26 protein-coding genes are annotated in these 26,285 nt (G+C 48.1%); 18 read left to right on the forward strand and 8 right to left on the reverse strand.

Annotation, left to right across the window (positions count from 1 at the left end):
• Positions 1–20 precede the first annotated feature (20 nt).
• The 9 genes from G459_RS0105150 (at position 21) to G459_RS0105190 (ending at position 6,068) form a co-directional block, all read left to right on the forward strand.
• Positions 21–599 (forward strand): 30S ribosomal protein S16, encoded by a 579-nt coding sequence (locus G459_RS0105150; RefSeq protein ID WP_026966679.1) that lies wholly within the window; start codon positions 21–23, stop codon positions 597–599.
• A 14-nt stretch (positions 600–613) separates the two neighbouring features.
• A complete protein-coding gene (gene rimM, locus G459_RS0105155) occupies positions 614–1,144 on the forward strand; it encodes a ribosome maturation factor RimM (RefSeq protein WP_026966680.1) in 531 nt (176 codons plus the stop codon).
• 3 nt (positions 1,145–1,147) lie between these two features.
• Positions 1,148–1,837, forward strand: a complete 690-nt coding sequence (gene trmD / locus G459_RS0105160; RefSeq protein ID WP_026966681.1) for a tRNA (guanosine(37)-N1)-methyltransferase TrmD — start codon at positions 1,148–1,150, stop codon at positions 1,835–1,837.
• 77 nt (positions 1,838–1,914) lie between these two features.
• The gene (rplS, locus tag G459_RS0105165) at positions 1,915–2,280 is read left to right on the forward strand and encodes a 50S ribosomal protein L19 (protein ID WP_026966682.1); all 366 of its coding nucleotides are present in this window, start codon (positions 1,915–1,917) and stop codon (positions 2,278–2,280) included.
• A gap of 87 nt (positions 2,281–2,367) precedes the next feature.
• Complete coding sequence (locus tag G459_RS0105170) at positions 2,368–2,652, forward strand: hypothetical protein (RefSeq protein ID WP_026966683.1); 285 nt, start codon at positions 2,368–2,370, stop codon at positions 2,650–2,652.
• A 62-nt stretch (positions 2,653–2,714) separates the two neighbouring features.
• Positions 2,715–3,554 (forward strand): ThuA domain-containing protein, encoded by an 840-nt coding sequence (locus G459_RS0105175; RefSeq protein WP_051315079.1) that lies wholly within the window; start codon positions 2,715–2,717, stop codon positions 3,552–3,554.
• Positions 3,555–3,689: 135 nt separating this feature from the next.
• Positions 3,690–4,421 (forward strand): DUF2092 domain-containing protein, encoded by a 732-nt coding sequence (locus G459_RS0105180; protein WP_026966685.1) that lies wholly within the window; start codon positions 3,690–3,692, stop codon positions 4,419–4,421.
• An 18-nt stretch (positions 4,422–4,439) separates the two neighbouring features.
• Positions 4,440–5,420 (forward strand): DUF6515 family protein, encoded by a 981-nt coding sequence (locus G459_RS0105185; RefSeq protein ID WP_026966686.1) that lies wholly within the window; start codon positions 4,440–4,442, stop codon positions 5,418–5,420.
• A gap of 33 nt (positions 5,421–5,453) precedes the next feature.
• Positions 5,454–6,068 (forward strand): 2'-5' RNA ligase family protein, encoded by a 615-nt coding sequence (locus tag G459_RS0105190; RefSeq protein ID WP_026966687.1) that lies wholly within the window; start codon positions 5,454–5,456, stop codon positions 6,066–6,068.
• Between the two features lie 95 nt (positions 6,069–6,163).
• Here G459_RS0105190 and G459_RS0105195 read toward each other — a convergent pair whose 3' ends face one another.
• The 4 genes from G459_RS0105195 to G459_RS0105210 all read right to left on the reverse strand — a co-directional run bounded on the left by G459_RS0105195 (position 6,164) and on the right by G459_RS0105210 (position 11,998).
• Positions 6,164–7,873, reverse strand: a complete 1,710-nt coding sequence (locus G459_RS0105195) for a GMC oxidoreductase (RefSeq protein ID WP_026966688.1) — start codon at positions 7,871–7,873, stop codon at positions 6,164–6,166.
• Entirely contained in the window at positions 7,866–8,438 is a 573-nt protein-coding gene (locus G459_RS0105200) for a gluconate 2-dehydrogenase subunit 3 family protein (RefSeq protein ID WP_026966689.1), read from the reverse strand. Before G459_RS0105200 ends, G459_RS0105195 begins: the two co-directional genes overlap by 8 nt.
• Positions 8,439–8,519: 81 nt before the next feature.
• A complete protein-coding gene (locus tag G459_RS0105205; RefSeq protein WP_026966690.1) occupies positions 8,520–10,571 on the reverse strand; it encodes an alpha-L-fucosidase in 2,052 nt (683 codons plus the stop codon).
• A gap of 239 nt (positions 10,572–10,810) precedes the next feature.
• A complete protein-coding gene (locus G459_RS0105210; RefSeq protein WP_026966691.1) occupies positions 10,811–11,998 on the reverse strand; it encodes an FG-GAP repeat domain-containing protein in 1,188 nt (395 codons plus the stop codon).
• 224 nt (positions 11,999–12,222) lie between these two features.
• On the opposite strand from G459_RS0105210, the gene G459_RS0105215 reads away from it, so the two are divergent.
• From G459_RS0105215 to G459_RS0105230, 4 genes are all read left to right on the forward strand, one after another.
• On the forward strand, positions 12,223–14,457 hold the full coding sequence (locus tag G459_RS0105215) for a TonB-dependent receptor family protein (protein WP_026966692.1): 2,235 nt from the start codon (positions 12,223–12,225) through the stop codon (positions 14,455–14,457).
• Between the two features lie 116 nt (positions 14,458–14,573).
• Positions 14,574–16,091: a S10 family peptidase gene (locus tag G459_RS0105220; RefSeq protein ID WP_035455268.1), complete on the forward strand. Its 1,518-nt coding sequence runs from the start codon at positions 14,574–14,576 to the stop codon at positions 16,089–16,091.
• Between the two features lie 5 nt (positions 16,092–16,096).
• Complete coding sequence (locus tag G459_RS26885) at positions 16,097–16,300, forward strand: hypothetical protein (RefSeq protein ID WP_035455196.1); 204 nt, start codon at positions 16,097–16,099, stop codon at positions 16,298–16,300.
• Between the two features lie 110 nt (positions 16,301–16,410).
• Positions 16,411–17,019, forward strand: coding sequence for a nitroreductase family protein (locus G459_RS0105230; protein WP_026966694.1), 609 nt, complete (start codon positions 16,411–16,413; stop codon positions 17,017–17,019).
• Between the two features lie 121 nt (positions 17,020–17,140).
• Here the strand turns inward: G459_RS0105230 and G459_RS28845 are convergent, their stop codons facing one another.
• From G459_RS28845 to G459_RS0105245, 3 genes are all read right to left on the reverse strand, one after another.
• Entirely contained in the window at positions 17,141–17,791 is a 651-nt protein-coding gene (locus tag G459_RS28845) for a heavy metal-binding domain-containing protein (RefSeq protein WP_051315080.1), read from the reverse strand.
• Between the two features lie 171 nt (positions 17,792–17,962).
• Positions 17,963–18,574, reverse strand: coding sequence for a hypothetical protein (locus G459_RS0105240; RefSeq protein WP_026966695.1), 612 nt, complete (start codon positions 18,572–18,574; stop codon positions 17,963–17,965).
• A complete protein-coding gene (locus G459_RS0105245; protein ID WP_026966696.1) occupies positions 18,574–19,554 on the reverse strand; it encodes a dipeptidase in 981 nt (326 codons plus the stop codon). The genes G459_RS0105240 and G459_RS0105245 overlap by 1 nt, the downstream gene beginning before the upstream one ends.
• An 86-nt stretch (positions 19,555–19,640) precedes the next feature.
• Here G459_RS0105245 and G459_RS0105250 point away from each other — a divergent pair, with 86 nt between their 5' ends.
• From G459_RS0105250 to G459_RS0105270, 5 genes are all read left to right on the forward strand, one after another.
• Complete coding sequence (locus G459_RS0105250; RefSeq protein WP_026966697.1) at positions 19,641–20,153, forward strand: 3-hydroxyanthranilate 3,4-dioxygenase; 513 nt, start codon at positions 19,641–19,643, stop codon at positions 20,151–20,153.
• 107 nt (positions 20,154–20,260) lie between these two features.
• On the forward strand, positions 20,261–21,547 hold the full coding sequence (gene kynU, locus G459_RS0105255) for a kynureninase (RefSeq protein ID WP_026966698.1): 1,287 nt from the start codon (positions 20,261–20,263) through the stop codon (positions 21,545–21,547).
• 24 nt (positions 21,548–21,571) lie between these two features.
• A complete protein-coding gene (locus G459_RS0105260) occupies positions 21,572–22,924 on the forward strand; it encodes an FAD-dependent oxidoreductase (protein WP_026966699.1) in 1,353 nt (450 codons plus the stop codon).
• Between the two features lie 217 nt (positions 22,925–23,141).
• A complete protein-coding gene (locus G459_RS0105265) occupies positions 23,142–23,903 on the forward strand; it encodes an SDR family NAD(P)-dependent oxidoreductase (RefSeq protein WP_026966700.1) in 762 nt (253 codons plus the stop codon).
• Between the two features lie 148 nt (positions 23,904–24,051).
• Positions 24,052–24,975, forward strand: coding sequence for a helix-turn-helix domain-containing protein (locus G459_RS0105270; protein ID WP_026966701.1), 924 nt, complete (start codon positions 24,052–24,054; stop codon positions 24,973–24,975).
• 24 nt (positions 24,976–24,999) lie between these two features.
• Here the strand turns inward: G459_RS0105270 and G459_RS26895 are convergent, their stop codons facing one another.
• On the reverse strand, positions 25,000–26,193 hold the full coding sequence (locus G459_RS26895) for an alginate lyase family protein (protein WP_051315081.1): 1,194 nt from the start codon (positions 26,191–26,193) through the stop codon (positions 25,000–25,002).
• Positions 26,194–26,285 lie beyond the last annotated feature (92 nt).

Raw genomic sequence — 26,285 nt, forward strand, 5'->3', positions numbered from 1 at the left:
ATCACTTAATCTAAAAAATTATGTCTGTAAAAATCAGATTAGCACGTCGAGGCAGAAAGAAACAAGCCATCTATGACGTCGTTGTAGCTGATGCAAGAGCTCCACGTGATGGACGCTTCATCGAAAAAATCGGAACTTACAACCCGAACACAAATCCCGCTTCCATCAACATCAACAATGAGCGCGCTCTTACCTGGTTGTTGAATGGAGCTCAGCCAACTGATACCGTGAAGGCAATGCTTTCTTACAGAGGTATCATGCTGAAAAAACACCTTCAAATCGGTGTCTTGAAAGGCGCTATCTCCCAAGAGCAAGCTGACGCGAAATTCGGCACTTGGTTGGAAGAGAAAGATGCTAAAATCGTCTCCAAATCTGACAAACTGGCTGCTTCCAAAGCGGATGTCCGTGCAAAAGCACTGGCTGCTGAAGTTGCTAAAAACCAGGCTCGAGTGGATGCCAAGCAGGCAAAAGAAGATGAGCAAAAGGCTTTGCTTGCCGCTGCTGAATCTGCAAACAATCCTGTAGCTGCTGAAACTGAAGTGGCTTCCGAAGAAGTTGCTCCTGAAGCTGCCGCAGAAGGCGGAGAAGCTGAAGCTTAATAGTATATAATCCCATGAACAAGGATCAATGCTTCCAAATAGGCAGAATTGCCAAAGTTCATGGACTTCGTGGTGAAGTAAATGTGGTGCTTGATGTAGATTATCCGGAGGATTACGAAGGATTGGAGCACCTCTTCATCGAACAAAAAGGCCGGTTGGTTCCCTTCTTTCTGGAGCACTTTGTGATCCAGCCCGGAGACAGAGCTTTGGCCAAGTTTGAAGAACTGGACACGATCGAGTCGGTCGAAAGCCTGGTCGGATCGGAAGCTTATCTTCCGCTGACCGAGCTTACACAGCTCGAAGATGGCCAATATTACTTCCACGAACTGGTTGGTTTTGAAGTCATAGATGAGACTTTGGGACTGATCGGGCCAATACAGATCATCTACGATCTGGAAACACAGGATCTCCTCGGAGTGATCCACCAAGGCAAAGAAGTGCTCATCCCGATTCAGGATGGCATCATTACCAAGGTGGACAAGGCAGCAAAAAAAGTTTTCTGCCAGCTACCCGATGGTTTACTTGACATCTATCTGGAAGACTGAGCGATGCATATTGACATCATCACTGTGGTGCCGGGATTGCTGGAAGGGCCTTTTTCCCATTCGATTCTGAAAAGAGCCGAAGACAAAGGACTCGCCAGCGTCAGGGTGCATAACCTTCGGGATTATGCCACCGGCAAACAAAACCAAGTCGATGACTATGCATTTGGAGGTGGAGCCGGGATGGTCATGATGATCGAGCCAATCGCCCGATGCATCGAGGCACTTCAAAAGGAACGAACGTACGATGAAATCATCTACATGACGCCTGACGGAGAGACCTTTGACCAACCCATGGCGAATTCGCTTTCCCTGAAGAGAAACCTCCTGATCCTCTGCGGTCACTACAAGGGAGTCGATCAACGGGTGAGAGACAAGTTTATCACCCGGGAGATCAGCATTGGAGATTTCGTCCTGTCTGGCGGAGAATTGGCCGCAGCGGTAATCGCTGATGCCGTGATCCGACTGATACCGGGCGTGCTCAATGATGAGACTTCGGCATTGACAGATTCTTTTCAGGATGGTCTATTGGCACCACCGGTGTACACCCGCCCCGCAGAATATGAGGGAATGGGCATCCCGGAAGTGTTGCTTTCGGGCCATGAAGCCAAGATAAACGAGTGGAGATTTGAAGCGTCGGTTCGCCGAACCAAGGAAAAACGTCCGGATCTGCTCAAGGGCAGCGGATGGGAGTAGGCGAGACAAAAGTTTAAAAAAGTAATTCATTTAAGCCGCTGCGGCGGTGCACTGCGAAAGCATAAAAACATAAAGCTATGAGCGATTTAATGAAAATTGTAGAAGCGGAATACAGCGAGGTGAGAGCCAAGTTCCCTTCTTTCAAAGCGGGTGATACCATCAACGTACACGTACGTATCAAAGAAGGTAGCAAGGAGCGTATCCAGCAGTTTCAAGGAACTGTGATCCAGCGTAGAAACCCCAACTCTAACGGTGAGACTTTCACTGTACGTAAAATCTCCAACGGTGTAGGCGTGGAGCGTATCTTCCCTATCATCTCCCCAGCTATCGAGCAAATCGACGTGTTGAGAGAAGGTAAAGTAAGAAGAGCTCGTCTGTTCTACCTGAGAGGACGTCAGGGTAAAGCTGCACGTATCAAGGAAAAAATCAGACCAAGACACTAAGACCAGTCTTGCTGAATATCCAAAAAAGGAACCTAGAAATGGGTTCCTTTTTTGGTTTATTGTTAAATTGAAGAAAATCTGACACTTATGAATTCCTCGATTTCATTTCCCGATCCGGGAGCAATGCTCGGAAAAACCATCCTGAAAATAGGACAAGTGCTTTTGGTAATTCTCGCCGCTGCCAGTGCCAGCATTGCCTACTTGGCATTTGCAGAGATGTTTTCAGGCTGGGACATTGAGTTGGATTCTGACTTGGTATGGCTGTTTCCAAACGTGGACTCAGGAGAATGGATCAGTTATTTCTTCATTGGATTGACTCTGAAATTTTTGATTTGGCTGGGAGTGTTGGTTTGGCTGGATCGGAAAATCTAACCGGTTTTCCCCTCTGAACTGATCCAGTCTTCCAAGGAACCCCTCTTCAGGTTCCTTTTTTAATGCCTAATTTCAGAATCAAATCTTCTCAAGCCTTGAAAAAACTCCTATCCGTTCTGCTTTTCTTTTTCTTGAGCTTCTTGGGCGAGGCCCAAGAAATACCCCAAGTCATCGTATTCTATACTGCTCAAAATGACCAAGCTCATATTTCCTTTGTCGGCGAGGCGCTGCCCTGGTTGGAAGAGAAAGGCCAGCAAAATGGATTTGCTGTGCGTGCCACGACTGATTGGGATGAGTTGAATTCTGAAAACCTGGGTAAGTATCGGCTGGTGATATTTCTTGACACCAGACCTGAAAAAGAGACCCAACGGAAGGCTTTTGAAAGGTACATTGCAGACGGCGGCGCCTGGATAGGCTTTCATTTTTCGGCTTTTGCTCTCACTCCGTCCGATTTCCCTCAAGATTGGGATTGGTATCATGACCGCTTCCTTGGATCTGGACAATACGCAAGCAATACTTGGCGACCAACTTCCGCAATCCTGAAACTGGAGCAAAGAGATCATCCAGCGGCCAAAGGATTGCCCCAAACCTTTAAATCCTCGCCCAATGAATGGTATCGCTGGGAGCTTGACCTTCGGGAAAACCCAGACATCGAGATCTTGGTTTCGATCGATCCATCTAGCTTTCCGCTAGGCACCGGACCCAAAGCCCATGAAATCTGGCACGATGGGTACTATCCTGTCGTGTGGACAAACAAAAAATATCGAATGGTCTATTTCAACATGGGACACAACGACATCGACTATGAAGGCGGTACCAATAAGACACTTTCTCATACTTTTGGTAACGAAGAGCAGGATAGACTGATCTTGAATGGAATGTTGTGGTTATTGGATCTTTGATCGCGAGTGCGATCTATAAAAGAGAACTCTTTAATAACTAGGCAATTCTCTGTCACTTTTTCAAAATTCGGTATCACCGTTTCGTGGCTTATTCTTAGATTTAATAGGAGTTTTTTCAACCTTAATTAAGATTGTATGATAAAGAGAATTTGTTTGGGGCTGGTTCTGATATTCTCAGCCCATTTTGTACAGGCCCAAGAGGGAAAATTGGACAGTACCGCGATGATGATCTTGGATAAGATGAGTGCGATATTGGGTGAGCTGAAGTCCGTGGGCTTTACCACCCAGGTTGCGAAAGATGTAGTCTATGCCGAGGATTTCTTCATTAAGGAATTTGGCTCCAGTAAGGTGAGATTTGCCGGACCGAATAAGTTTTCGGTGAGAGTCGCCGGGGAGAAAAAAGAAGATCTGTACGTCTACAATGGCACCCAGATCTTTTATTATTCGTTTGCAAACAACCTATACACCATTGCCGACGCTCCGGACAATCTAATCGAGACCATCGATTGGTTGTATGAAGATTTCGGAGTGGAACTGACAACCGCAGATCTTTTTTATCCGAGCTTTTCAAAGGATTTTGCCCAAGACATGGACTACATCGAGTTTCTCGGAGTGACCCATATCGACGGAGACCGGGTTTTCCATATCGGTGCAGCCAATGAGAACGCAACGTTCCAGCTATGGATCTCAGACGACGGGTATTATCTGCCTAAAAAAACCCTGATCACCTATCTCGATGGGATACATTCCCACCAGCATGAGACGGATTTTTCTGACTGGGAACTGAATTATGGATACCCGGAATCTATGTTTGAATTTTTACCCCCTCCAAGTGCAAAGCAAATCACTTGGATTAAAAAGGACTGAACATTTTAATAGAAACTTATGAAAACGTATAAGATAAAGACAGGAATAATGATGCTGGGAATATTGGCTATGCTGACTTTACCCGACATGGCCGAAGCGCAACGAATGCGGGGTGCTGCCGCAGGCAGAGGAGGAGCAAGACCCACGACTACCCGAAGTGCTCCACAGCGAGCCCCGGCTGCGAGAACTCCAGCTGCTGCGAGACCTGCAGCAAACTCTAGGCCTCAGACCACAGCGAGGGCATCCAATTCCAGCTCCAGACCTACTGTCAACGGAGGCTCCAGCAGAGTGACCAACAAACCCGTCAACAACAGCAAAGTCGCCAGTATCAAAGACAACAAGGTTGGAAATAACTCAGGAAACAATATTGGGAACAACACAAATGTTGGAAACAGGGTTAACATTGACAACAGCAAAAATGTCAACATCAACGTCAGGAACACCCGAAACGTAGCCTATCGGCCACCCTATCGCCCTTATCCACGGCCGCCTGTGATTTGGGGTGGGTATGGCTTTTCCTGTTTCAGGCCATATTACTATCATCCGTACACGCCGTTCTACTGGGGCCCGATGTGGCATCCTTGGGGATTTTTCATCGCCACGCTGGCTACCACGGCGATCATCGTGTCTGTTGAAAACCAAAAATATCACTACGACCAGGGCGTTTTTTATACAGAATCGGATGGAGGCTATGTAGTCGTCGAAGCTCCGCAGGGAGCCACGGTAAAAGTGATCCCAAGTGATGCGCAGACCGTAGAGGTAAGCCCCACCGTGAACAATTACTACTACGGAGGCACTTTCTATGAAAAAGATAACGGAGAATATACCGTCGTCGCACCTCCCGCCGGCGCGACCGTCGATCAACTGCCTGACGGAGCCGAAGAGGTAAAAGTAGGAGACCAAACTTATGTCAAGTACGGTGATACATACTACCTCCCCGTTCAGGTAGACGGCAAAAATGCCTATGAGATAGCTCAGGTGGAAGAAGCCGCACAGTAAAAGTGCCTAGTCCAATCTATAACAATCTTTACCATGGAAAACCAAAAAACACAGCATTCGATGTCATTGGGTCTCTATGAATACTTGTTACTCATATCCCCCAACGAGTTGGTAAGACGCTTTGCGTGGAAAATAAAGCAATTCTTTACACAGCAATACGACTGTACCAAAGCGAATAGGCTTTCACCTCACATCACGGTTGGCACTTTTCTGCTTCGCGAAAAACTGGAATCTACAATCGTCAGCAGCCTGGAGCGCTTTGCAATGACTGTGGACCCCTTTAAAGCGGAATTGGACGGGTTTGGAAGTTTTTCGTCACAAACGATCTTCCTCGACGTATCTAACAAGCAACCTTTCGCTCAGTTGTCCAAGGGCTCAAAGGATGCATCAGCTCGCTTCACTAGCAACAACTCCCACTTTTCATCCAATGCCCATCTGACAATCGCAAGAGCCATGGATGCAGAACAGTTTAGAGATGCCTGGCAAGATTGGAAGGACAAATCATTCAAAGCTTCCTTCAATGTCAACGAAATGATCCTACTGCGCAGACCATTTGAGAAAGACAAAGTGAGCCGTTTTGAAAAAATTGCAACCTTTCCATTCGGGGGAACAGACCCTCCCGAAGGACAATTACAGCTTCAATTTTGACAAATAGGCAAGGGTTCGAAAAAACAAATGCCCAAATCTCTCGATTTGGGCATTTTTTAAATTTCAAATTTTAGCCTTCAGAATTCCCTTCTGCCTCATTTCTTACTCTCCGCCACTGCATGATGTGCCGCTCGAGCTGCAAATGCCATGTAAGTCAGTGAAGGATTTTGGGTAGAAGTGGAGGTCATAGATGCACCGTCAGTGACATAGACATTGGGAACCGCGTGAAGTTGATGGTTGGCATTGAGCATCGAGGTCTTTGGATCTCTGCCCATGCGCACGCCACCCATTTCGTGGATGTCCAGTCCCGGAGCACGGTGATCGTCGCGGGTTTGAATATTGATAAAGCCCGCCTTGGTAAACATCTCCGACATCTGCTCGATGTAGTCTTTGACCATCTTCTCATCGTTGTCATCGTAGTCTACGCTGATCTTGAGCTGGGGAATTCCCCACTCGTCTTTCAGACTAGGATCGAGGGCGACGTAATTGCTTTCCTTCGGAATAGTCTCGCCCATCATGTGTGATCCCACGCTCCAGAGTCCGTATTGATCGGGATTGAGGAGGTTGTTTTTCAACTCCATACCGATCCCGTCCGAATTGGAGCGGGCACCACGGCTAGCTGAGAATCCCGCTGCATAGCCCCGCAGGAAGTCGGTTTCTTGCTTGTAAACATTACGAAATCTCGGAAAATAGCCGCTGGTCGGACGGCCACCGGAAGTGGTGTATTCGGAATGCCCTTCATATTGGGCGGAGACACCCGCGCGATAGTTGTGGAATGCTACATATTTGCCCAGCAATCCACTGTCATTGCCCAAACCATTTGGAAAACGGGTGGAAGTGGAATTCAAGAGGACCAGATTGGTGTTGATCGCGGCGGCATTGAGGAAGATCACATCGGCGTAAAATTCCTCCGTCTCTTTGGTCAGGCGGTCCACAATTCGGACGCCCGTTGCTTTTCCCTTTTCTTCGTCATAGATGATCGAATGTACGACTGCATCTGGCCTGAGGGTCAGGTTTCCTGTTTTCAGTGCCCAGGGAATCGTCGAGGAATTAGAGCTGAAATAGCCTCCAAAAGGACATCCACGCTGACAGAGCTGACGGTTTTGGCAGAGAGTTCGGCCTTGGGCAGCAAACTGTTCCGCATTGCCGTGGATGTGCGCGCATCGGGCCGAGATCATATGACGATCCCCTCCGTATTGCTTCTTGAGTTGCTCCGCAAAGTATTTCTCTACCACATTCAGCTCATAGCCCGGCAAAAACTCCCCGTCAGGAAGCGTATCGATACCATCTCTAAAACCAGAAACTCCGGCGAATTTCTCCACATGGCTGTACCACTTTTCGATGTCCTTGTACCGGATCGGCCAGTCCACAGCGAAGCCATCACGGGCAGGGCCTTCGAAATCAAAGTCTGACCAACGCTGTACCTGTCTCGCCCAAAGAAGGGATTTTCCTCCCACTTGATATCCCCGAATCCAATCAAAGGGCTTCTCCTGCACGTAAGGGTGCTCGGTGTCTTTCACAAAAAAGTGCATCGCATCCTCACGGAAAGCATAGCAGCGGCTGATCACCGGATTTTCGTCCTGGATCGCTTGCGGAATTTGGCCTCTATGTTCAAATTCATACGGAAGCATATTCGTCGTCGGGTAGTCTTTGCCGTGCTCCACATTCCGGCCACGCTCGATCATGAGGGTTTTTACACCCAGATCACAAAGCTCTTTCGCAGCCCAACTCCCACTGATTCCCGAACCGATTACAATAGCTTGATAAGTTCTATCTTGTTTACTCTTCAGATTCAAATTAGCCATTGACACGCGGTTTTTGAAGGTCGGTGATCAAGACTGCTCCATTGTATTCGCCGGGAATCAAGGAGTAAGGGATCACTTCGGTTTGGATGTATTCAGAAGCCATATAGCCTTGGATGGTAAATCGCTTCGCAGAGTTCAAAAAGTAAGAAATCGCACCGTTTTTCTTTCCTTCCTCCGTGTCATCACCTTCCAGTTTGGCTCCAGAGAGTATGATTCCCTCTTTTTCTTTGGCAGAAAGTGCGTCGAAATTCTTCCCTGCAGTTGATTTTACATACTCGGGAAAAGCTGCCAGACCAGTCGAAAACTTGCCCTGATTTTCCTTCGTGAAACAATCATTGACCATCACCAGGATGAAATCCGCCACCTCGAGGTCGAGGGCGCCTTTGATTTCGCCTGCGGGGATGATGGTATCAGAGACCGCCGCCAGCAGGTTTTTCTGGCTTTGGGTAATGTTCAAGTTTTGGTAGGCGGCAAGAATATCTTCTTTGCTGAAATCGCAGGAAGGAATCATGATCAGTCCTCCCGAGATCAAGGCCAAGTGCCGCAAGGCTATTCGTCTGTTCATGGGTGCAAGGGTTGGGTTCAAAGCAATTGAGCCGAGAAAGTAGCCAATTTGCTTAGAATCGCCAAAAATTGTTTAAATGGTTTATCGGGTAATCACTCCAAATTCTGCAACCGTAGCTTTGTCTCCGTCGGTCGTCTTCAAAGCTTTGAGTCTGACGTGGCGTGCCTCTACTCCATCAAAGCGTACGATCTGCTCGATGGGGCTGTTGGCGATGTTGGAAAACTCTCCCCGCGCGACCTCTTTCCAAGAACTTCCATTTTGACTCACTTCGATGACGTAGTCGGCTATAAACCCGCTCGGATATCTCCCCTGCATCGGGTAGTAAGTGATCCCAGTAAGCACCGCATTTGCTCCCAAGTCGACTTGAAAAACGTCGTTCTCGGTAGTCCAATACGAGTTGATATCTTCATCTACGCCTTTCTGGCTGCCTTCCGTAGTAGCCGCTACCTTCCACTGAGCTTTCGGCAGATCAAAGTCGACCCGTGCCAGATCTGACACTTTGCCCGATCTCGGGTCTACCGCAATCGCCTGCACGGTCTGAGCAGTCAACACTTCAAATTCATTGGTATACGGGTTTTTGCCAGCTTCCGGCTTACTGCCGTCTGTGGAAAAATAGATTTCCGAGCCTCCTTCTGCCGCGGTGATGCTCACTTTTCCTTCCGGAGTCCGGGTTATTTTGGGGGGAAAAAGAAGAGCCGGAGCGGAGTAAACTCCGATCTCAGAGATGACCGGAATGCCTTTTCCATCGAGGAAATTGACACGGATCTTTTGCGCCTGCGTGTCCGCAAATCTCAGTATCCGCTTATATCCAATCGTGGTGCCTTCAGCGATCTTTTCCCAAGATCCATTCACTTCTTTTTCCAGGGAAAAAGCCTTCACCCGCTGACCCAGATTGACAAATTCCTGGATCAAAAGACGGTTGAAGGAAACTTCTTTCCCAAAGTCAATCTCCACCGAGGCTTGCATCTCGCCATCCTGAGTCGTCCAATAGGTATTGAAATCTCCGTCGCTGAGGTTCTTTGCATCGTATTCGATTCCGCGGTCCGCACTTGCCTCAAAAGAAGCTTCCTCGGCCAGATTCACCGCGAAATCTTCTTTCACTTTCGCAGCCATCTTGAGGATCGCTTCCTCGTCTTTTTCATGAATTAAGCCGCGTGTATCAACCGGAAAGTTGATGAGGAGTGAGCTGTTTTGTCCGATGCTTTTGTAATAGATCTCCATCAGCTCCGGCAGAGTCCGGACTTTGTGATCTTCATAGGTGTGATAGTACCATCCCGGGCGGATACTGACATCCGACTCAGCCGGCACCCAGTGGGTTCCGTTCTCCTGACCAGTTGCCCATTTATCGAAATCCGGCATTCCCGCATAGACCGAGTCACGCATCAAGTTTGACCAGGTGGTTTCGTAAGCGAAGCCATGCTCATTGCCCACCCAGCGCACATCCGGTCCAGCATCGCTGAAAAGCATTGCGTTGGGCTGAAGCTTGCGTACCAGTTCAAGTGTCGTCGGCCAGTCGTAATAGGAGAACTTGTCCACTTTTCGCTCTTCGTTGGCACCGCCATACCAGCCAGTGCCACCATTTGCGCCGTCAAACCAGATTTCATAGATCTCTCCATAGTTGGTCAACAACTCGGTCAGTTGATTGCGCATGTAGGTGATGTACTCCGGCTTGCCATAGTCCGGATGATTGCGATCCCAAGGCGAATAATAGATGCCGACTTTCAGGCCTTCAGCCCTACAAGCGTCCGCAAATTCTTTGATCAAATCGCCCTTTCCGTCTCGCCAAGGGCTATTCTTCACCGAATGCTCAGTATAAGCCGATGGCCAAAGGACAAATCCGTCATGATGCTTGGCGGTGATGATCAGACCTTTCATCCCGGCTTCTTTGGCAATCCGTGCCCACTGCTTCGCGTCCAGTGCCGTTGGGTTAAACTGCTCCGGCTTCTCGTCGCCAAAGCCCCACTCCCGATCCGAAAAAGTATTCATATTGAAGTGGACGAAGCCATAATACTGCATGTCTTGCCAGGCAATCTGCCGCTCGTGGGGGACGGGCAGAACCTGCTCTGGCGGCGCGGCTTTTTCCTGACAATAACTAAGGCCAAGTGCTAAAAATGGCCATATATACTTCTTCATAGCTGTAAAATTTCGGCTCGATACTACCGATTTTAAGCCGATAAATAAAGAAAAAAATACAGGAAGTCCTGGCCCATTTTTATAAATAATAAAAAAATAGCAGCCAATAAACATTGAAGTGGATGAAGGTCATTAGTCCATGGACCATGGAAAATATTCCCTTTGTTAGTTACTGCTAGGCTCCAGCAAATCGCGAATTTTAAAATCTTCCCATTCCTGCACTGAGCCTGTCGAAGTGTTCAATCTCTTTTCTGCTCAAAGACAAAGATCCCCTTCTTATTGCCAATCACCACGTCGGTCAAACCATCCCCGTTGATATCTTCGGATACCACGTTAAGACCCACGCCTGAATCATCGTCGATCTGGTGGGCCAGCCATCTTGGATTCTTGCCCGGGACAAACTCAAACCAATACAGATAGGCCGGCTCTAAAGCGCCGGTCCCCTCGCGCATGTGGGCATAGTAACGCTTGCCTGTGACAAAGTCTTTCTTCCCGTCTCCATTCACATCGGCAAAAGCCGCCGCGTGCGTCTCCGACATCTCCTCGGTCAGGACATGACGGGTAAACTTCTGATTGCTACCGTCGCCCTGATTTTCATAGTACCAGATCCCCCGCTCGTGGGCAGATGCAGCGAACACATCCATCTCTCCATCTTGACTAAAGTCGAAAGAATACATCTGAGATGCTGGCTCACCGAGATTCGCAGGATGCCAAGCCCAATCGGGCTGAGTTACATCTCCAGAATTTTCCCACCAACCGTCCCGGATGATCACGTCGGACTTGCCATCTCCATTCATGTCCGAAAAGCCCAAGCCGTGGGAGAAATTCTCCGAACCCGGAGTCTGGGGTTTACTGATCGTGTATTTTTCCCAAGTCAAATCTTCCTTCGAACTCGGTGATTTGAGCCAGATCATCTGTCTGTTTGCTACTTCGCCGCAGAGAATGTCTTTTCGGCCATCTCCATCCACGTCATAGAATCCCGGGGACTCATTTCCGACAGTTTCATGGATCAGATGTACCTCCCAATGCACATCCTTCCCCTGCGGATTCTCATGCCAATAGACTCCTTTTCCCGGAAAATCAAAACGAATAAAGTCCACCCAACTGTCCTGATTGACATCCAAGGCAAAATTCAACATCGAATCGCTCCACTCTTCTTCGGCCACATATAGCTTGGGTTCGTAGATTTCATGCCGCTTCCAAGTCGGCGCTTCAAACCAAAACGGCCCCGCCATGACGTCGATCTTTCCATCGTTGTTGACATCTCCGACGGCCACTCCTTCAGTCACAAATTCAGAAAAGAGGACTGTTTTCTTGAAAGGAATGTCGCCGTTTTTGTCTCGACTGGCCATCATCTGTCCTTCACAGGAGAGCTGAAAAAGTAAAGTTAGAGGGAGGGCGATCAGGGGACGGAGTAGGTTTTTCATGGTTTTTGTATCAAGGAAAGCGGTGTGCAGTCGTCAGCAAGTGAAAACTTCCTGTATAAAACTTGTTAGAAATTATTCCATTCAAGCTTCTAATCCAAGCATTTGCTTTTGCCTCCCCTGAGTTTCAATCTGATTCATTAGCTGAAACTGCCAAACACTTCATTTTTTCAATCGTTAAAAAACATTTGAACTTTTGTCTGGGTGAATCCGCTTAATTTCCCACCATGAAACAAGCACTTGTCTTTTTGTTCTTTTTGATCAGCCAAACCCTCAACGCCCAGATCCAACTCAAAATCACCGATCAGATCTCCGGGGCACCTTTGGAAAATGTCAGAGTGAAGGCCGAAAACCAAGCGATCCAGCAAACAAACGCCTCTGGCATCGTTGGTTTTCCCGGAGAAAACCTCAGGATTTCTTTCGCCTTGGAAGGATACGAAACGCTCGAAAAACTTTTCGCCGCTGGAGAGCATGAAGTTCAGTTGGTTCCTACAGTCTTAAACTTAGCAACCGTTACTGTTTCTGCATTTGAAAGCGAAAGGCCGCTTTTGGAGCAATCTGCTGCCATTGTTCAGGTCACGGAGCGGGATTTTAGCCGCTACAATGAAGTATCGCCGGTCAGTGCCTTCAACCAAAAAGCAGGAGTGCGGATCGAGGAACGTGCACCCGCCAGCTATCGTGTTTCGATCCGAGGCAGTTCGCTTCGCTCGCCTTTTGGGGTGAGAAATGTAAAAGTCTATTGGAATGAAGTGCCTTTCACCGCGCCCGACGGCACCACGGCGCTCAATCTCCTCGACCTAGCCAACATCAAAACTTCTCAAGTGATCAAAGGTCCATCCGGAAGTATCTACGGAGCCGGAAACGGCGGAGCGATCTCCCTCTTCAGCCAACCGAAACAAACCGGGAACCGGGTTTCTGCAGACTACTTGGCTGGAGACTTTGGTCTTTCAAAATATCGTGTGGGCATTTCACAACAGCTCGGAAAAGGTGGTATTGAAGCATCTTTCGTCAGTCAGCAATCTGACGGATATCGCGAGCATTCCGCGGTAGACCGGCAGGTTTTTCAGTTGGGAGGATTTTTCCCAGTGTCAGAAAAACAGGAAATCCGGACGCAGCTCTTGGTTTCTGACCTCGATTACCAGATTCCCGGGGCCTTGAACGCGGACCAACTTGCTGCCGACCCCACCCAAGCGAGACCGGGTTCGGTGGCTCAAAACAGCTCCATTTCCCAAAAAGCTTTGCTGCTTTCCCTAGGCCATTTGTATCGCTTTTCCGAGAAAACCAGCAACAATACCACCGTGTATCTGAACACGAACGACTTCGAGAACCCATTCATCTTGGATTATAAAAAGGAACTGGGTTTTGGCTATGGAGCGAGGACGAAGTTTACCTATGACGGAGAATTAGCCGGAAAATCTTTGAGGATAGTCGCCGGAGCCGAATACCAAAACGGGTTGACGGACGCCCAAAACTTTGGCAACCGGGAAGGAGTCGCAGATACCGTTCGCTTTGCGGACAAACTGCGGGCCTACCAAGGCTTTCTCTTCCAGCAGGCGGAATGGAATCTGACAGAGGAGCTACTCTTCACGCTGGGCCTGAGTGAAAATTTCTCCGGCTATGAAATCGACCGGCAGATTGACGCCGCGGGCGGAGCTACTGGTCTTCAAACCCGCAAGTTCGATCCGGAGATCGTGCCGAGAGTAGCGCTAAACTATATGCTGAACCCGCAAAGTTCGGTCTATGGATCGATCAGCAGTGGCTTTTCCCCTCCGACCATCGACGAAGTCCGGACCAACGAGGGAAGCTTAAATCTGGATCTGGAAGCCGAAAAAGGTGTGAATTACGAGCTCGGCTATCGACTTGGGAAAGAGAGATTCAATGCAGAACTGATCGTGTACTATCTGAAGCTCGATCAGACCATCACGACCTACACCAATGAAAACGGAGTCGTGCTCTTCCGCAATGCTGGAGCAACGGATCAAAAAGGAATCGAGGCCTCTTTGGATTATGCGATCTTGAGAAATTCATCGGGCTTTTTTAAAGACGTTTTGGTTGGCATGGCTTACACCGGTCAGTTTTTTACCTTCAAAGACTACCAAAAACAGGACACCGACTTCTCTGGAAATGACCTCACCGGCGTGCCTCCAAACAATTTGGTCAGTCGCCTGGATGTCAGAACTTCGCTCGGGCTTTACCTGCACCTCACGCACCAGTTTACCGACGAGCTTCCCCTCAACGATGCCAATACGGTTTTCCAAGATGCCTACAACCTGGTCAGCCTCCGGTTTGGCTATGCAAAAACACTCGGGAAATGGGATCTCGAGCTTTTTGCCGGGGTGGACAATCTGTTAGATGAAAGCTACTCGCTGGGCAATGATCTGAATGCCTTTGGCGGCAGGTACTACCAGCCTGCACCCACCAGAAATTGGTATGGGGGAGTGAAGTTGGGATTGAATTATTGAAAATCAGATACAAGATCAAAGACGCAAGATTCAAGAACCAGACAGAATTGACGGTTAGCAACAAATCTTGTCCTATCTTAAAACACCTGCTTGACCATTTCCCCCTTCAAACCGATATGAATAAACTCTTCATTGTTCCTTTTTTATTACTGCTGTTCTCTACCGGAATTTCATTTTCCCAGGAAGAAAAAGCCGAAGTTAAACCGGTGACCCGCGACCCTCAGAAGTTTGAAGCCTCACACTCGGGGACTTTCAACGGACAGAAAATCACCTACAAATCCATAGTCGGGGAGATTTTTCTCAAAAACTCAAAAGGAGAAGTCACCGGCGCGATGTGGTCCACGTCCTACGTCCGAGAAGGAGTTGATTCTGCAAAAAGACCGGTCACATTCGTCTTCAACGGCGGGCCGGGTTCGGCATCCATGTGGCTTCACATGGGATTCTTCGGCCCCAAAGTCGTCAAGATCGACTCTGAAGGCAAGGTCGACGACGGTGCCGCGCCATATCGTTTTGTGGAAAATACCCAAGCCTTATTGGACTTGACCGACTTGGTATTTATCGATCCGATCGGGACTGGTTTTAGCAAGATAGAGGGCGTGGGAAAAAATACTGACTTCTGGGGATTGAATGAAGATGCGAGGTCAATTGCGCAGTTTATGCGGATTTGGGTCACCCAAAACGGCAGATGGCAAGCGCCAAAACTTATGGCTGGAGAGAGCTTTGGCACCACCCGCGCGGCAAAAGTCGCTGAGGTCCTCGAAGGCGGCGGACAAAACATGGCCCTCAACGGAATCATCCTGATTTCGCAGGCTTTGGACTACGCAGGTTCGTCCAGCTGGGCAGATAACCTCACTTCCTTTTTCACTTACCTTCCCTCACAGGCAGTGACCGCCTGGTATCATGGCAAAGCCGGGCAGGGCAAGACCATCGAAGCTTTTGCCCAAGAAGCCAGGGACTTCGCGTATGGCGACTACCTGAACTCGCTCTATTTGGGAGAAAAGCAAACTCCCGCCCAAAAGGAATCCATCGCCGAAAAGCTGGCCTATTTCACCGGATTGGATAAAGGTTACATCCTCCGCTCGGACAACCAAATCCTGATGCACCGTTTCAAAAAGGAACTTTTGCGAGTCGAAGGAAAAGCCATCGGGACGCTGGACGGACGGTTTTTGGCGCTGGAAACCGACAAATCTTCGGAAGGTCCGGTGCTTGGCGACGCCAGCGACTACATGGCGGAGTCGGCCTACACCGCGGTATTCAACGACTACCTGATGCGGGACTTGAAGGTCACAATGGATCGGCCCTACCTGACGTCCGCTGCCGGAATGGGCGGCGACTGGAACTGGAAACCGGTGCCAGACGGCGCGTACTACGAGCCCAGCTATGTCAGCACGGCCAGGTCACTGAGCGAGGCCATGCACCGAAACACACAGATGCAAGTCATGGTCGCCAATGGCTACTACGATCTGATCACCCCGTTTTTTGATGCGGAATACACCTTTGCCCGCCACAACTTTCCACAGGATCGCATCCACATGACATACTATGAAGCCGGCCACATGATGTACAACCGCCAAGAGGATTTTGATGCGCTGGCTAAGGATGTGAGGGAATTTCTGGAAGGGATGTTGAAATAAAGACCATGGAAGACAAGCAAGAAAGTCATCCAAGAAAAGGGTGGGCAGAGCAGTTTAAGAAAATGCATGAAGCAGATGACGACAAGCTTTTGATTCCCGATTTTTTCGAGGATGAGGAATTCTTGACTGATCCAGAAGCTTGGACTTGGCCTGGCATTTCAGATGAAATCAAAGATGACTTAAAAACCAAAACCCAGAATGATTTTTAGAAAAATGAAAATAAGGGAATTTTAAAAGTAGAATCTGCCTTTTAGAACTCAAAATAGTCTCGAATACTCAAATTGAATCATCGATCACAAAAAGATTAAGTCTAATAAAAATGGAAATGCCAAATTTCAACATCGAAGAAGTCAATAAAATCATCCGCGGCCGCCGCTCACAATTTGTTGCCCAATTCAAAGAAAACGACCCAATTGATGACTCCATCATTGAAGAGATACTCGAAAATGCCAACTGGGCTCCGACTCACAAAGTCACCCAACCTTGGAGGTTTATCGTCTACACCGGAGCCGGCTTGAAGAAGTTTGCGGATTACCAGGCGGAGATGTATAAGATGCGGGCTGAGAAAAACGGCACCAACTTCATCGAAGCGACCTTTCAGAAATTCAAGGAACAGCCGTTAAAAGCTTCCCACGTGATCGCGATCCTGATGAAGCGAACTGAAAACTCCGGCATTCCGGTGATGGAAGAAATCGCTGCCACAGCCATGGCGGTCCAGAATATGTATCTGACTGCCTGCGCGCATGGCTTGGCTTGCTACTGGGGAACCGGCGGACCAACCTTTTGGGGCGAAGCTAGAGAAGACTTCGGGCTCGAAGGAGAAGATATGCTAATGGGCTTCTTCTATGTGGCTAAGCCTGCATCGGACAACTGGCCGGAAGGCAAGCGTCAGCCGATTACTGAAAAAGTAGGCTGGGTGAGGGAGTAACCGTCATCGCGAGGTACGAAGCGATCTTTATAGTTTGGAGTGATAAAGGAAGGCTTTCGCCTTCCTTTTTTTGTTAACCCAAGAAACCAAATTCTATCTCGACTTTCTCAACGGAAACCAACTAAATATGGTGTTTATTAAAATTATACTTTGATAAGCCAATTAGGATATTCGCCTTTTGTCTTAAAATTTGGAGAATTTCTTCGTTGTAACCAAAATCTGACAAATTACTTGACGATACTGCCGTGCCTGCAATACAAACCATTAGCATACCTTTGCCTCCACCAGCTTCAGAGTAATCAATATCGGCAGCGATCACTGCATTGCCTCCAACATTCAATGCATCAAGCCGCAGAATCTTTTTACAAAACTCTTCTCCGTCCTTTAGTTTGTTTCTATACGAATTGGATTGTGTTCCGAAAAAATCAGTCCAATTAGATGCAATTTCACTTATTACCCCTGTTCCAATTACTGATTGTGAGGTGACCATTTCAATAGGTTTATAAATCCACCCTTTAGGATCATGAACAGTAAGAATTGGAACTTGGTCAATGTTTTCTTCAATAAAATCTTGGCACTCCGTTTTTATAGCTTGGAATTTCTTCGTTGCCTCCTCATAAGGAGACTTGTAACATTTATTACAAAACTCCCTTTCCTTGTCTTCTGAGAAATCTTTTATGAAAAAGGAAATTTCGCCCTCTATAACGTAGGTATTCGAAATTAAGGTTTGTCCCAGCGATGTTCCACAATTCGGGCATTTCTCTTTGCTCATATTCTAAATATAACTAGTCAATCGATGGCTAAATATGCCATAAAGTAGTAAAACACCATTTTGCTCCGCTCGTCTGGACTTGCCAAATTCCCATCCATTCAATTTAAAAAATATTGAATGCTACAATTAGGGATTTATGAAACTAATTTTCCAACCCAACAATTTCCCAATTCAACTCACCTCTTCCCCAACCCAAAAAATCCCCTTCCCCGCAATCTCCGTAATCCCCTCAGGCATTTCCAGCTGACTCAAATAAACCAAAGGAAGCATCAGTTTGCCGTTTTCATTGGAGATCTCAACCGGCATCCCTTCTTTTCCCAAGATCTGGATCGTGCTTTCTGCAAACCATTTTTTGAATTTACCGCCTTTGACCGGATAGTATTTCCAGTCGCCATCCATTATCGTCAGGTCAAACAACTCCAGCTTTCCCTCCAAATCCACATGCTTCAAATGAGAAAGTCCCACCAAATGCGCTGCCGGATGCTTGGTCGCCAGCAAATATTGAAGCCCTTCGTCTAGCGTATTTTCTGGCGACGCAGTCAGAAACTTGACCGGATATTGTTCTTCAAGCAATTGGAGATTGTCTTTTTGAAAGGCTTCCGTCGCCAGAATCACATCCACCTTGATTCCCCAACTCAGCACGGTTTCTAGACATTCCTGTCCCACCAAGACCGTCGGCACCCATTCCAAAAGTGGAGAAACGGTCTCAAAACTCAGTTCGGCGGTGTCAAGGATAAACACCGCAGGTTCTTGCTGGTCTTTTACAAAATGGTGGCTCGACATCAGTTCCAGAGTTTTTGGTAGAAGTTAAACACGTTTTCTGAGGCCAGCTTTCGGAGTTGGGATGCATCAAGATTCTTGCTCAGGCTTTCCAAAAGGGAAGGATATTTTCCGGCATTTTCTGCCAAAGGAAAATAAAACGGATGCCGGCTTTTGTCCGGAAAATCCTTCGTATAGAAGAAATCCGCCCCGAAGCAGATCGCGTCCTCACCCAGGCTGAATCCATGCAGAATATGTTCAAATAGCCTCTCAGGAAATTTAGGATCCAAAAATGCCCGGAGAAAATTCACCCCGATGATTCCTCCACGCAGGATGATTTCCTGCGCAAATTCATCGCTGAGATTCCGTTTGTGATCCCAGATCGCCCGGAAATTGGAGTGGCTGGCGATCACAGCAATGTCAAGCTGGTTTTGGTCGATGTGATTCAAGATTCCTTCTGCCAAAAGATCAGAAGTATGGGAAAGATCAATTGGGATCTTCTTGCCAGCCATGTAATCGAGCAGGTGTTTTCCGTCGTCTTTGAGCCCGATTCCTTCGGTGTAGTTGCCACCACCAAAGCGGTTTTCGGTATGGTGCGTTAGGCTAATGTACGCCAGCTGTCCAACATTGTCAACAATCGAGTCAAACTGGGAATAGATGTCAGGCCAAGAGGCATTTTCATTTCCAAACCCAGCTGCATTTTCCACCGAGGCAATGATACCTATTTGCTCCGGTTGAATTTGGATATAAGCAGAGTCAAAACGCCCAACTGTGTCCACCTCTTTGCGCAGCAAATCCACAAAAATTTCTGCCTGCTTCCCAGCGAGATCCATGCTTTCCGGCTTGACATCTGTGTAGATCGCCAAGACTTGCATCTTGACATTCCCATCTTTCAGCCAGGGAAAAGCACAGGCAATCTGGTCTCTGTCAAAAGGATCGGCAGCGGGGATTTTTGCCATAAAGGACAACAAATCACAGTGCATATCGGCTATCGGATATTTCATGGAAGGGGTACGTTTTCGGACAAAATAAGACAAAAAAGAACAGCTTTATGCCTATTTTTAGCCCTTTCAACAATTCCTTTGACCCTATGGCCGTAGCAAAACCCTTCAATTTCAAAAAATGGATCGATGAAAACCGTCACCTCCTCAAGCCTCCCGTAGGCAACCAGCAGGTGTACAAAGGCAACGGCGATTTTATCGTGATGGTCGTCGGCGGACCCAACTCGAGAAAGGATTATCACTATGACGAAAGCGAGGAGTTTTTCTACCAGTTGGAAGGTGACATTGTCCTCAAAATCATCGAAGACGGGAAGCCCAAAGACATTGAAATCAAGGAAGGTGAGATCTTCCTTTTACCCGCCAAAGTTCCCCATTCTCCACGCCGCCCGGCCAATACCGTTGGCTTGGTGATCGAGCGCTACCGTCAAGCGGGTGAGTTAGATGGTTTCATTTGGCACTGCGAAAACTGCGGAGAAAAGCTGCACGAGGAGTATGTCGAACTGACCGATATCGTCTCCCAACTTCCTCCGATCATGGAGCGCTTTTGGTCCAATGACGAGCTGAGAACCTGCAAAAGCTGCGGGACAAGAATGGAGAAATAAAAGTTGGAAAGTGGTAAAGTAGAAAGGTTGCAAAGTTAGAAGAACCTCCGAGGCGCATTACTTTATAACCTTATGACCTTGCAACTTTGCAACAAAAAATCCCAAATATGACCTCATATCATTTCCAATACACCGAATCCTTTGCCCGCGAATTAGACGAAAAAGACTCGCTATCGCATTTCAGATACCGCTTTCACTTTCCCAAACTCAATGGAAAGGAAGCCATCTATTTTTGTGGAAATTCGCTTGGTCTCCAGCCCAAATCGGTCAAGGATCACTTGGAAAAGGAGCTGAACAACTGGGCAGATCTCGCAGTGGATGGGCATTTTCACGGAGAAGACGCTTGGTTTCATGTTCGGAAAAAGTCCAAGCCCGCCCTGGCCGAGATCGTCGGCGCTCACGAACACGAAGTGGTAGCAATGAACAACCTTTCGGTGAACCTGCACCTGCTGATGGTGTCTTTCTACCAGCCCACAGCCGAACGCTACAAGATCATCGTGGAGGCGGGAGCTTTCCCCTCGGACCAATACATGCTCGAAACCCAGATCAAGTTTCACGGACTGGATCCGGAGAAAACTTTGATTGAGCTTTCTCCCCGAGCAGGCGAACACACCTTAAGGACGGAAGACATCATTGCGGAAATCCAGAAGCAGGGCGACTCACTCGCCATGGTGAACATGGCCGGACTGCAATATTATACCGGGCAGCTATTTGACATGAAAGCGATCACGGCGGCGGCTCATTCCGTCGGAGCCTTGGCTGGCTTTGACTTGGCTCATGCAGCTGGAAATGCTGCGTTGAAACTTCACGACTGGGATGTGGACTTTGCGACTTGGTGCAGCTACAAGTACCTGAACTCCGGTCCTGGCAATATTTCGGGGATCTTTGTCCACGAGCGATTTGCGGAGCGTGCGGATTTGCCCCGGTTTGGGGGTTGGTGGGGACACGATGAAGGAGAACGCTTCCGCATGGAGAAGGGATTTGTGCCCATGTTTGGCGCGGATGGTTGGCAACTAGCCAATACAGATGTCCTGGGTCTTGCTGCACATCAAGCGTCTTTGGATATTTTTCAGGAAGCCGGCATTGAAAACCTGCGGGCAAAGAGCGAAAAACTGACCGCCTATCTGGAATTCCTGATCCGCGAAATCAGCGGAGAATCAGGGGTTTTGGAAATTATTACCCCAAAAAACCCTGCCGAAAGAGGCTGTCAGTTATCTTTGCTGATTCACCGGGGCGGCAAAGCCGTCTTCGATGAATGGTATCAACATGGTGTAGTAGGCGACTGGAGAAACCCTAACGTAATCCGTCTGGCACCTACTCCGCTGTACAACAGCTTCTTGGACGTGTTTCGATTTGCACAGATTTTGGAACAATCCCTGAAGAAATTCGCTTAAAAGAAGCGTGGGTAAAACTATCCGATGAAAAAAAACGAAATCACCATCTTAGGTGCCGGCCTGATCGGCAGTCTGATGGCCATATACCTGAAGCGTCAGGGCTTGGAAGTGTCACTGTACGACAAGCGGCCCGACAAACGCAAAACTCCCTATTCTGAAGCCGGTAGATCCATCAACATGGCCTTGAGTGATCGGGGCTGGAAAAGTCTGGAGCAAGTGGGCTTGAAAGACAAGGTCCTGCCGCTGGCGATTCCCATGTATGGGAGACGGGTGCATGACGAGCATGGCAATACCACGCTCATCCCGTATGGCAAAGCCAATCAGGCGATTTACTCCATTTCCAGAGGAAAATTCAACCAACTGCTGGTCGAGGAAGCCGAGCGCTTGGGAGCGACAGTCCACTTTGAACACAAGTGTCTGGACGTCGATTTCACCAAAAACGAAGTGACTTTTGAAACTCCTGAAGGAGAAGAAGTCCTGAATCCTAAAGTGGTCATCGGAGCGGATGGAGCCTATTCCTCCCTGCGAATGTCCATGCAGAAGCAGATCCGCTTCAATTACAAGCAGGAATTTATCCCCCACGGATACAAGGAGCTGACGATCCCAGCTACGGCTGACGGCGAATTTGCCATGGATCCCAATGCGCTGCATATCTGGCCGCGTGGCAAGTTTATGCTGATTGCATTGCCCAATCCTGACAAGTCCTTCACCTGCACGCTCTTCCTGCCCTTTACTGGTTCCAAGGTTTGCTTTGAGAAAATCCAGGACGAAAAAGACCTGGAAACGATGTTCAGAGCTTATTTCGATGATGCCTACCAACTGATGCCGGATTTGAAAACCGAGTTTTTCAAAAACCCGACCGCAGCGCTGATCAATATCGAATGCTATCCTTGGGTGCAGGGAAATTCCCTGCTTTTGGGGGATGCTTCGCACGCGATGGTGCCGTTTTACGGTCAAGGGATGAACTGCGGCTTTGAAGACTGCTACATTCTAAACGGCCTGATCGAAAAGCTTGGAACCAATGCCTGGGATCTTGTTTTCGAAAAGTTCCAGAAAAAACGCAAACCGGATACCGACGCCGTCTGCCAATTGGCCATGGAAAACTTTAAGGAAATGCGGGATTCTGTAGGAGATCCGAAGTTTATGCTTCGCAAAAAAATCGAAGCCAAGCTTCATGAGCTCTATCCCAAGGACTGGATTCCGCTCTATACGATGGTGACTTTTTCTGATATGGGCTACGCGGAGGCTTATGCCCAAGGTAAACTCCAGGAAGCGGTCATGAACAAAGTGATGGCCGATCCGCTGATCACCGAAAACTGGAACAAGCTCGACTACGAGGATATCATCAATCAGATGGAAACAGCAAAAGCGATCTAAGGATCGCTTTTTTTTTAGATCTGGCTTGTTTAAGAAGTTGGACTTCATTGATTTTTCCGAGTTTCGACTAGGTTAGTTCATAAAAATCGTCATGATTGAGCGTTTGTCCCAGGCCAGCATCTAGCGTGTCCCGTTCTTTTGACTACGACATCCATAGATTTGGCTACGTCTGTTTTTACGATTCGCCGGAGATTTGTAGAAACAAAAATCAAAGAAAATGGCAAACAATAAAATTGCATTGGTCACCGGCGGGAGCCGTGGCCTCGGACGGGACATGGCGATCAACCTCGCCAAAAAAGGCATCGATCTTGTAATCACCTACCACACAAATCGCTCTGCCGCTGATGAGGTGGTGACTGAAATAGAGAAGGCCGGCACGACGGGAAAAGCACTTCAATTGGACACCAGTGATGTAAAGAGTTTTGATGGATTCTTTGCACAGCTATCCAGTTATTTGAAGGAAGAGAAAGGTGTTGATACGTTCGATTTTCTCATCAATAATGCAGGGACTGGAATCTATGTTCCCTTTCTCGAGACGACCGAATCCCAGTTTGACGAGATGGCGAATATCCATTTGAAAGGCGTCTATTTCCTTACCCAAAAGGCCGTCCCCTTACTCAGCGATGGAGGTAGAATCATCAATATTTCCTCAGGTTTGGCTAGATTTAGTCTTCCAAATTCATCCGCCTATGGCGCGATGAAAGGCGGCGTGGAAGTGCTTACGCGCTACTTGGCCAAGGAACTAGGGCCTCGAGGGATCACCGCCAATGTGGTCGCTCCAGGGGCAATAGCCACGGAGTTCGGCGGTGGAGAAAATAGGGATAACGATAAAAAGAGAAGCATAATAGCGGGAGTGACGGCCTTAGGGCGAGTTGGTGAACCCGAGGATATCGGCGGCGTTGTTGCGTTTTTGTGTTCAGAAGATTCACGCTGGATCAATGGGCAGCGTATAGAAGTTGCCGGGGGGATATTTCTATAGGATTTTTCGAGGGGTGGGGATTCGGCAAGACGGATAGATCAGCTGATTCACAAGTTTCGCTTTGTGTGCCCACAAGCCGAAGCAACTGGTTTGGGTTGGACAAAGATGGTGACAAGCACCACCCTGTCCTTTTCTAAAAGAGAAAGCAATGGAAAGCAAAAAAGTAATCAAGATCAATTCGATTTCGGAGTTTCACCGACTCCGAGGGCTTCGGCCCCCGTTACATCCGTTGGTTAGTCTGGTTGACTACAGTAAGGTAAAGTATGCTCCAGAGCATGATCAGGTGAGCTGGTTGCTCACTTATTATTCGATTGCGACCAAAAAAGATGTGCCGGGAAAATACCGCTATGGACAGTTGACATACGATTTTGACGAGGGCTTGATGTCTTTTTTTGCTCCCAATCAGATCTTGAATGTAGCCTATGTGGAAAACGATCCGCAGAAGAAACCGTCAGGATGGATTTTGTTGATCCATCCTGATTTTCTTTGGAATACGCCTTTGGCAAAGCGGATAAAACAATATTCCTTCTTTGATTACTCGCTTACAGAGGCCTTGTTTCTCTCTGAAAAAGAAGAGCAGACTATCACGGAGATCATGCTGAATATCCAGCGGGAGTATCAAACCAACATCGACAAATTCAGCCAAAACATCATTATTTCCCAAATTGAGCTCTTGTTGAACTACGCTGAGCGATTCTATGAGCGGCAGTTTATCACCCGAAAAATAGAAAATCATGCCTTACTCACCCGACTGGAGGAGGTGCTGGAGGAATATTTCGGCAGCGAAAGCCAAAAGTATGAAGGCCTGCCGACCGTTCAGTTTATCGCAGATTCGCTAGCTGTTTCTCCAAACTATCTGAGCAACTCCCTAAAATCCCTGACTGGACAGAGCACACAAAACCATATTCATGAAAAGTTGATCGCCAAGGCAAAGGAACGCCTCTCAACCACCCAATTGTCTGTAAGCGAAATTGCCTACGAATTGGGATTTGAGCATCCGCAGTCTTTCAGCAAGTTGTTCAAGAGTAAGACTAACCTTTCACCTATAGCTTTTCGACAGTCATTCAATTGAATCCATCCAGGGTCTGCGCTTGATCTACTCCCTACCCACCCATAGCAGCGGGAATCTCACAGGCATATTGCGGACGACCTCTGGCGTATCAAAGTCCGCATCAAGGGTATTCCAGAGCTGCAGATAATTTTCCTGGTCGTAGGCCAAACTTCCAAAAAGCAGGAAAGAATGCCTCACTGGCCATTCTTCCCAGTACATCACGTCCTTTTGATAAGGCCACGAATCCTTGTCCGCGACATAGGGATAGAGAAATGAGATCCCCGAGGCGAGCGATTTTCCGTCGGGAGTCTCGTAGTCAAACAAACTCTCCGAACTACCGGCATAGACTTGGCAGAGTGTAGCCATGGCATCGAGGGTGAATAGAGAGTAGCCGTAAGGTTTGGTGCGCTTGAGTTCCAAGGGGAAGCTGCCGTCTGCCTCCATTTGATCGGGAAGCAGCACCGTCTTGTACATTTCCCTGCAGTAGTCAAGCACTTTTTGGTTTCCGACCAGCTGCGCAAAAACTGCCGCCTGCATCGCCCAGCAGACACTGTGATTGTTGCCGTGATCCCGCTCTGCGATTCCATAGGGATGGGTGGTCATCCAGGTTAAATACTCCGCAAACCAGCCTTTCATCTGCTGGATTTCCGCAGGAGAAATCACTCCCGAACCTTCCACAGCCTGGATTGCCTTGGCCACTTCCATTAATTGAATCGTGTCAATAAGGCCGATGCCTCGTCCAGTTACCTTTCCTTTGATGGCTTGGCCATAGAGCAGGTGTGGGTTCATCTTAGTCGATTCATCGATAAACCAAGCCTTCAGATGGGGAGCCAAAGCTTCCACATATTTATCGTCTCTGCTTACCAAATAGGCCGAAGCCAAGGCACCGGAGATCTGGCTAAACCGGATCATCGCCTCACGATGCGCGGTGAAATTATCAGGATTGGTCAGACCATCCCGCTGGATATAGGGCCCTTCTGGGTTATCCGGGTCCGGCCACCAATAGTCTCCTTCGGAATAGAAATCATGAACTCCGCCGGCGCTCCGGGGACTGGACTCGGCAGTCACGGTAATCGGCTTTTCGTCTTCGTATTCTTCTGCAAGTCGGATTACCCGGCCTCTTTCTTTGGCAAAGTATTCCTCTTGTGGTCGGTGCGACGCAACAGTCGGCGAGGTCTTTTCTGGATGAATGGCAAACGAGCTGAAAGCGAAAAATACGATAAGAAGGTATCTGGGCATTTTGGGCGATCTGATCAGATTGAAATCAAGTATTCAAAGTGCAATTTATTCTGCTGTTTTGAAAGACCTCTACCATAAACGAATGGGTGGCC

Source organism: Algoriphagus terrigena DSM 22685, assembly GCF_000429445.1.
Taxonomy (GTDB): Bacteria; Bacteroidota; Bacteroidia; order Cytophagales; family Cyclobacteriaceae; genus Algoriphagus; species Algoriphagus terrigena.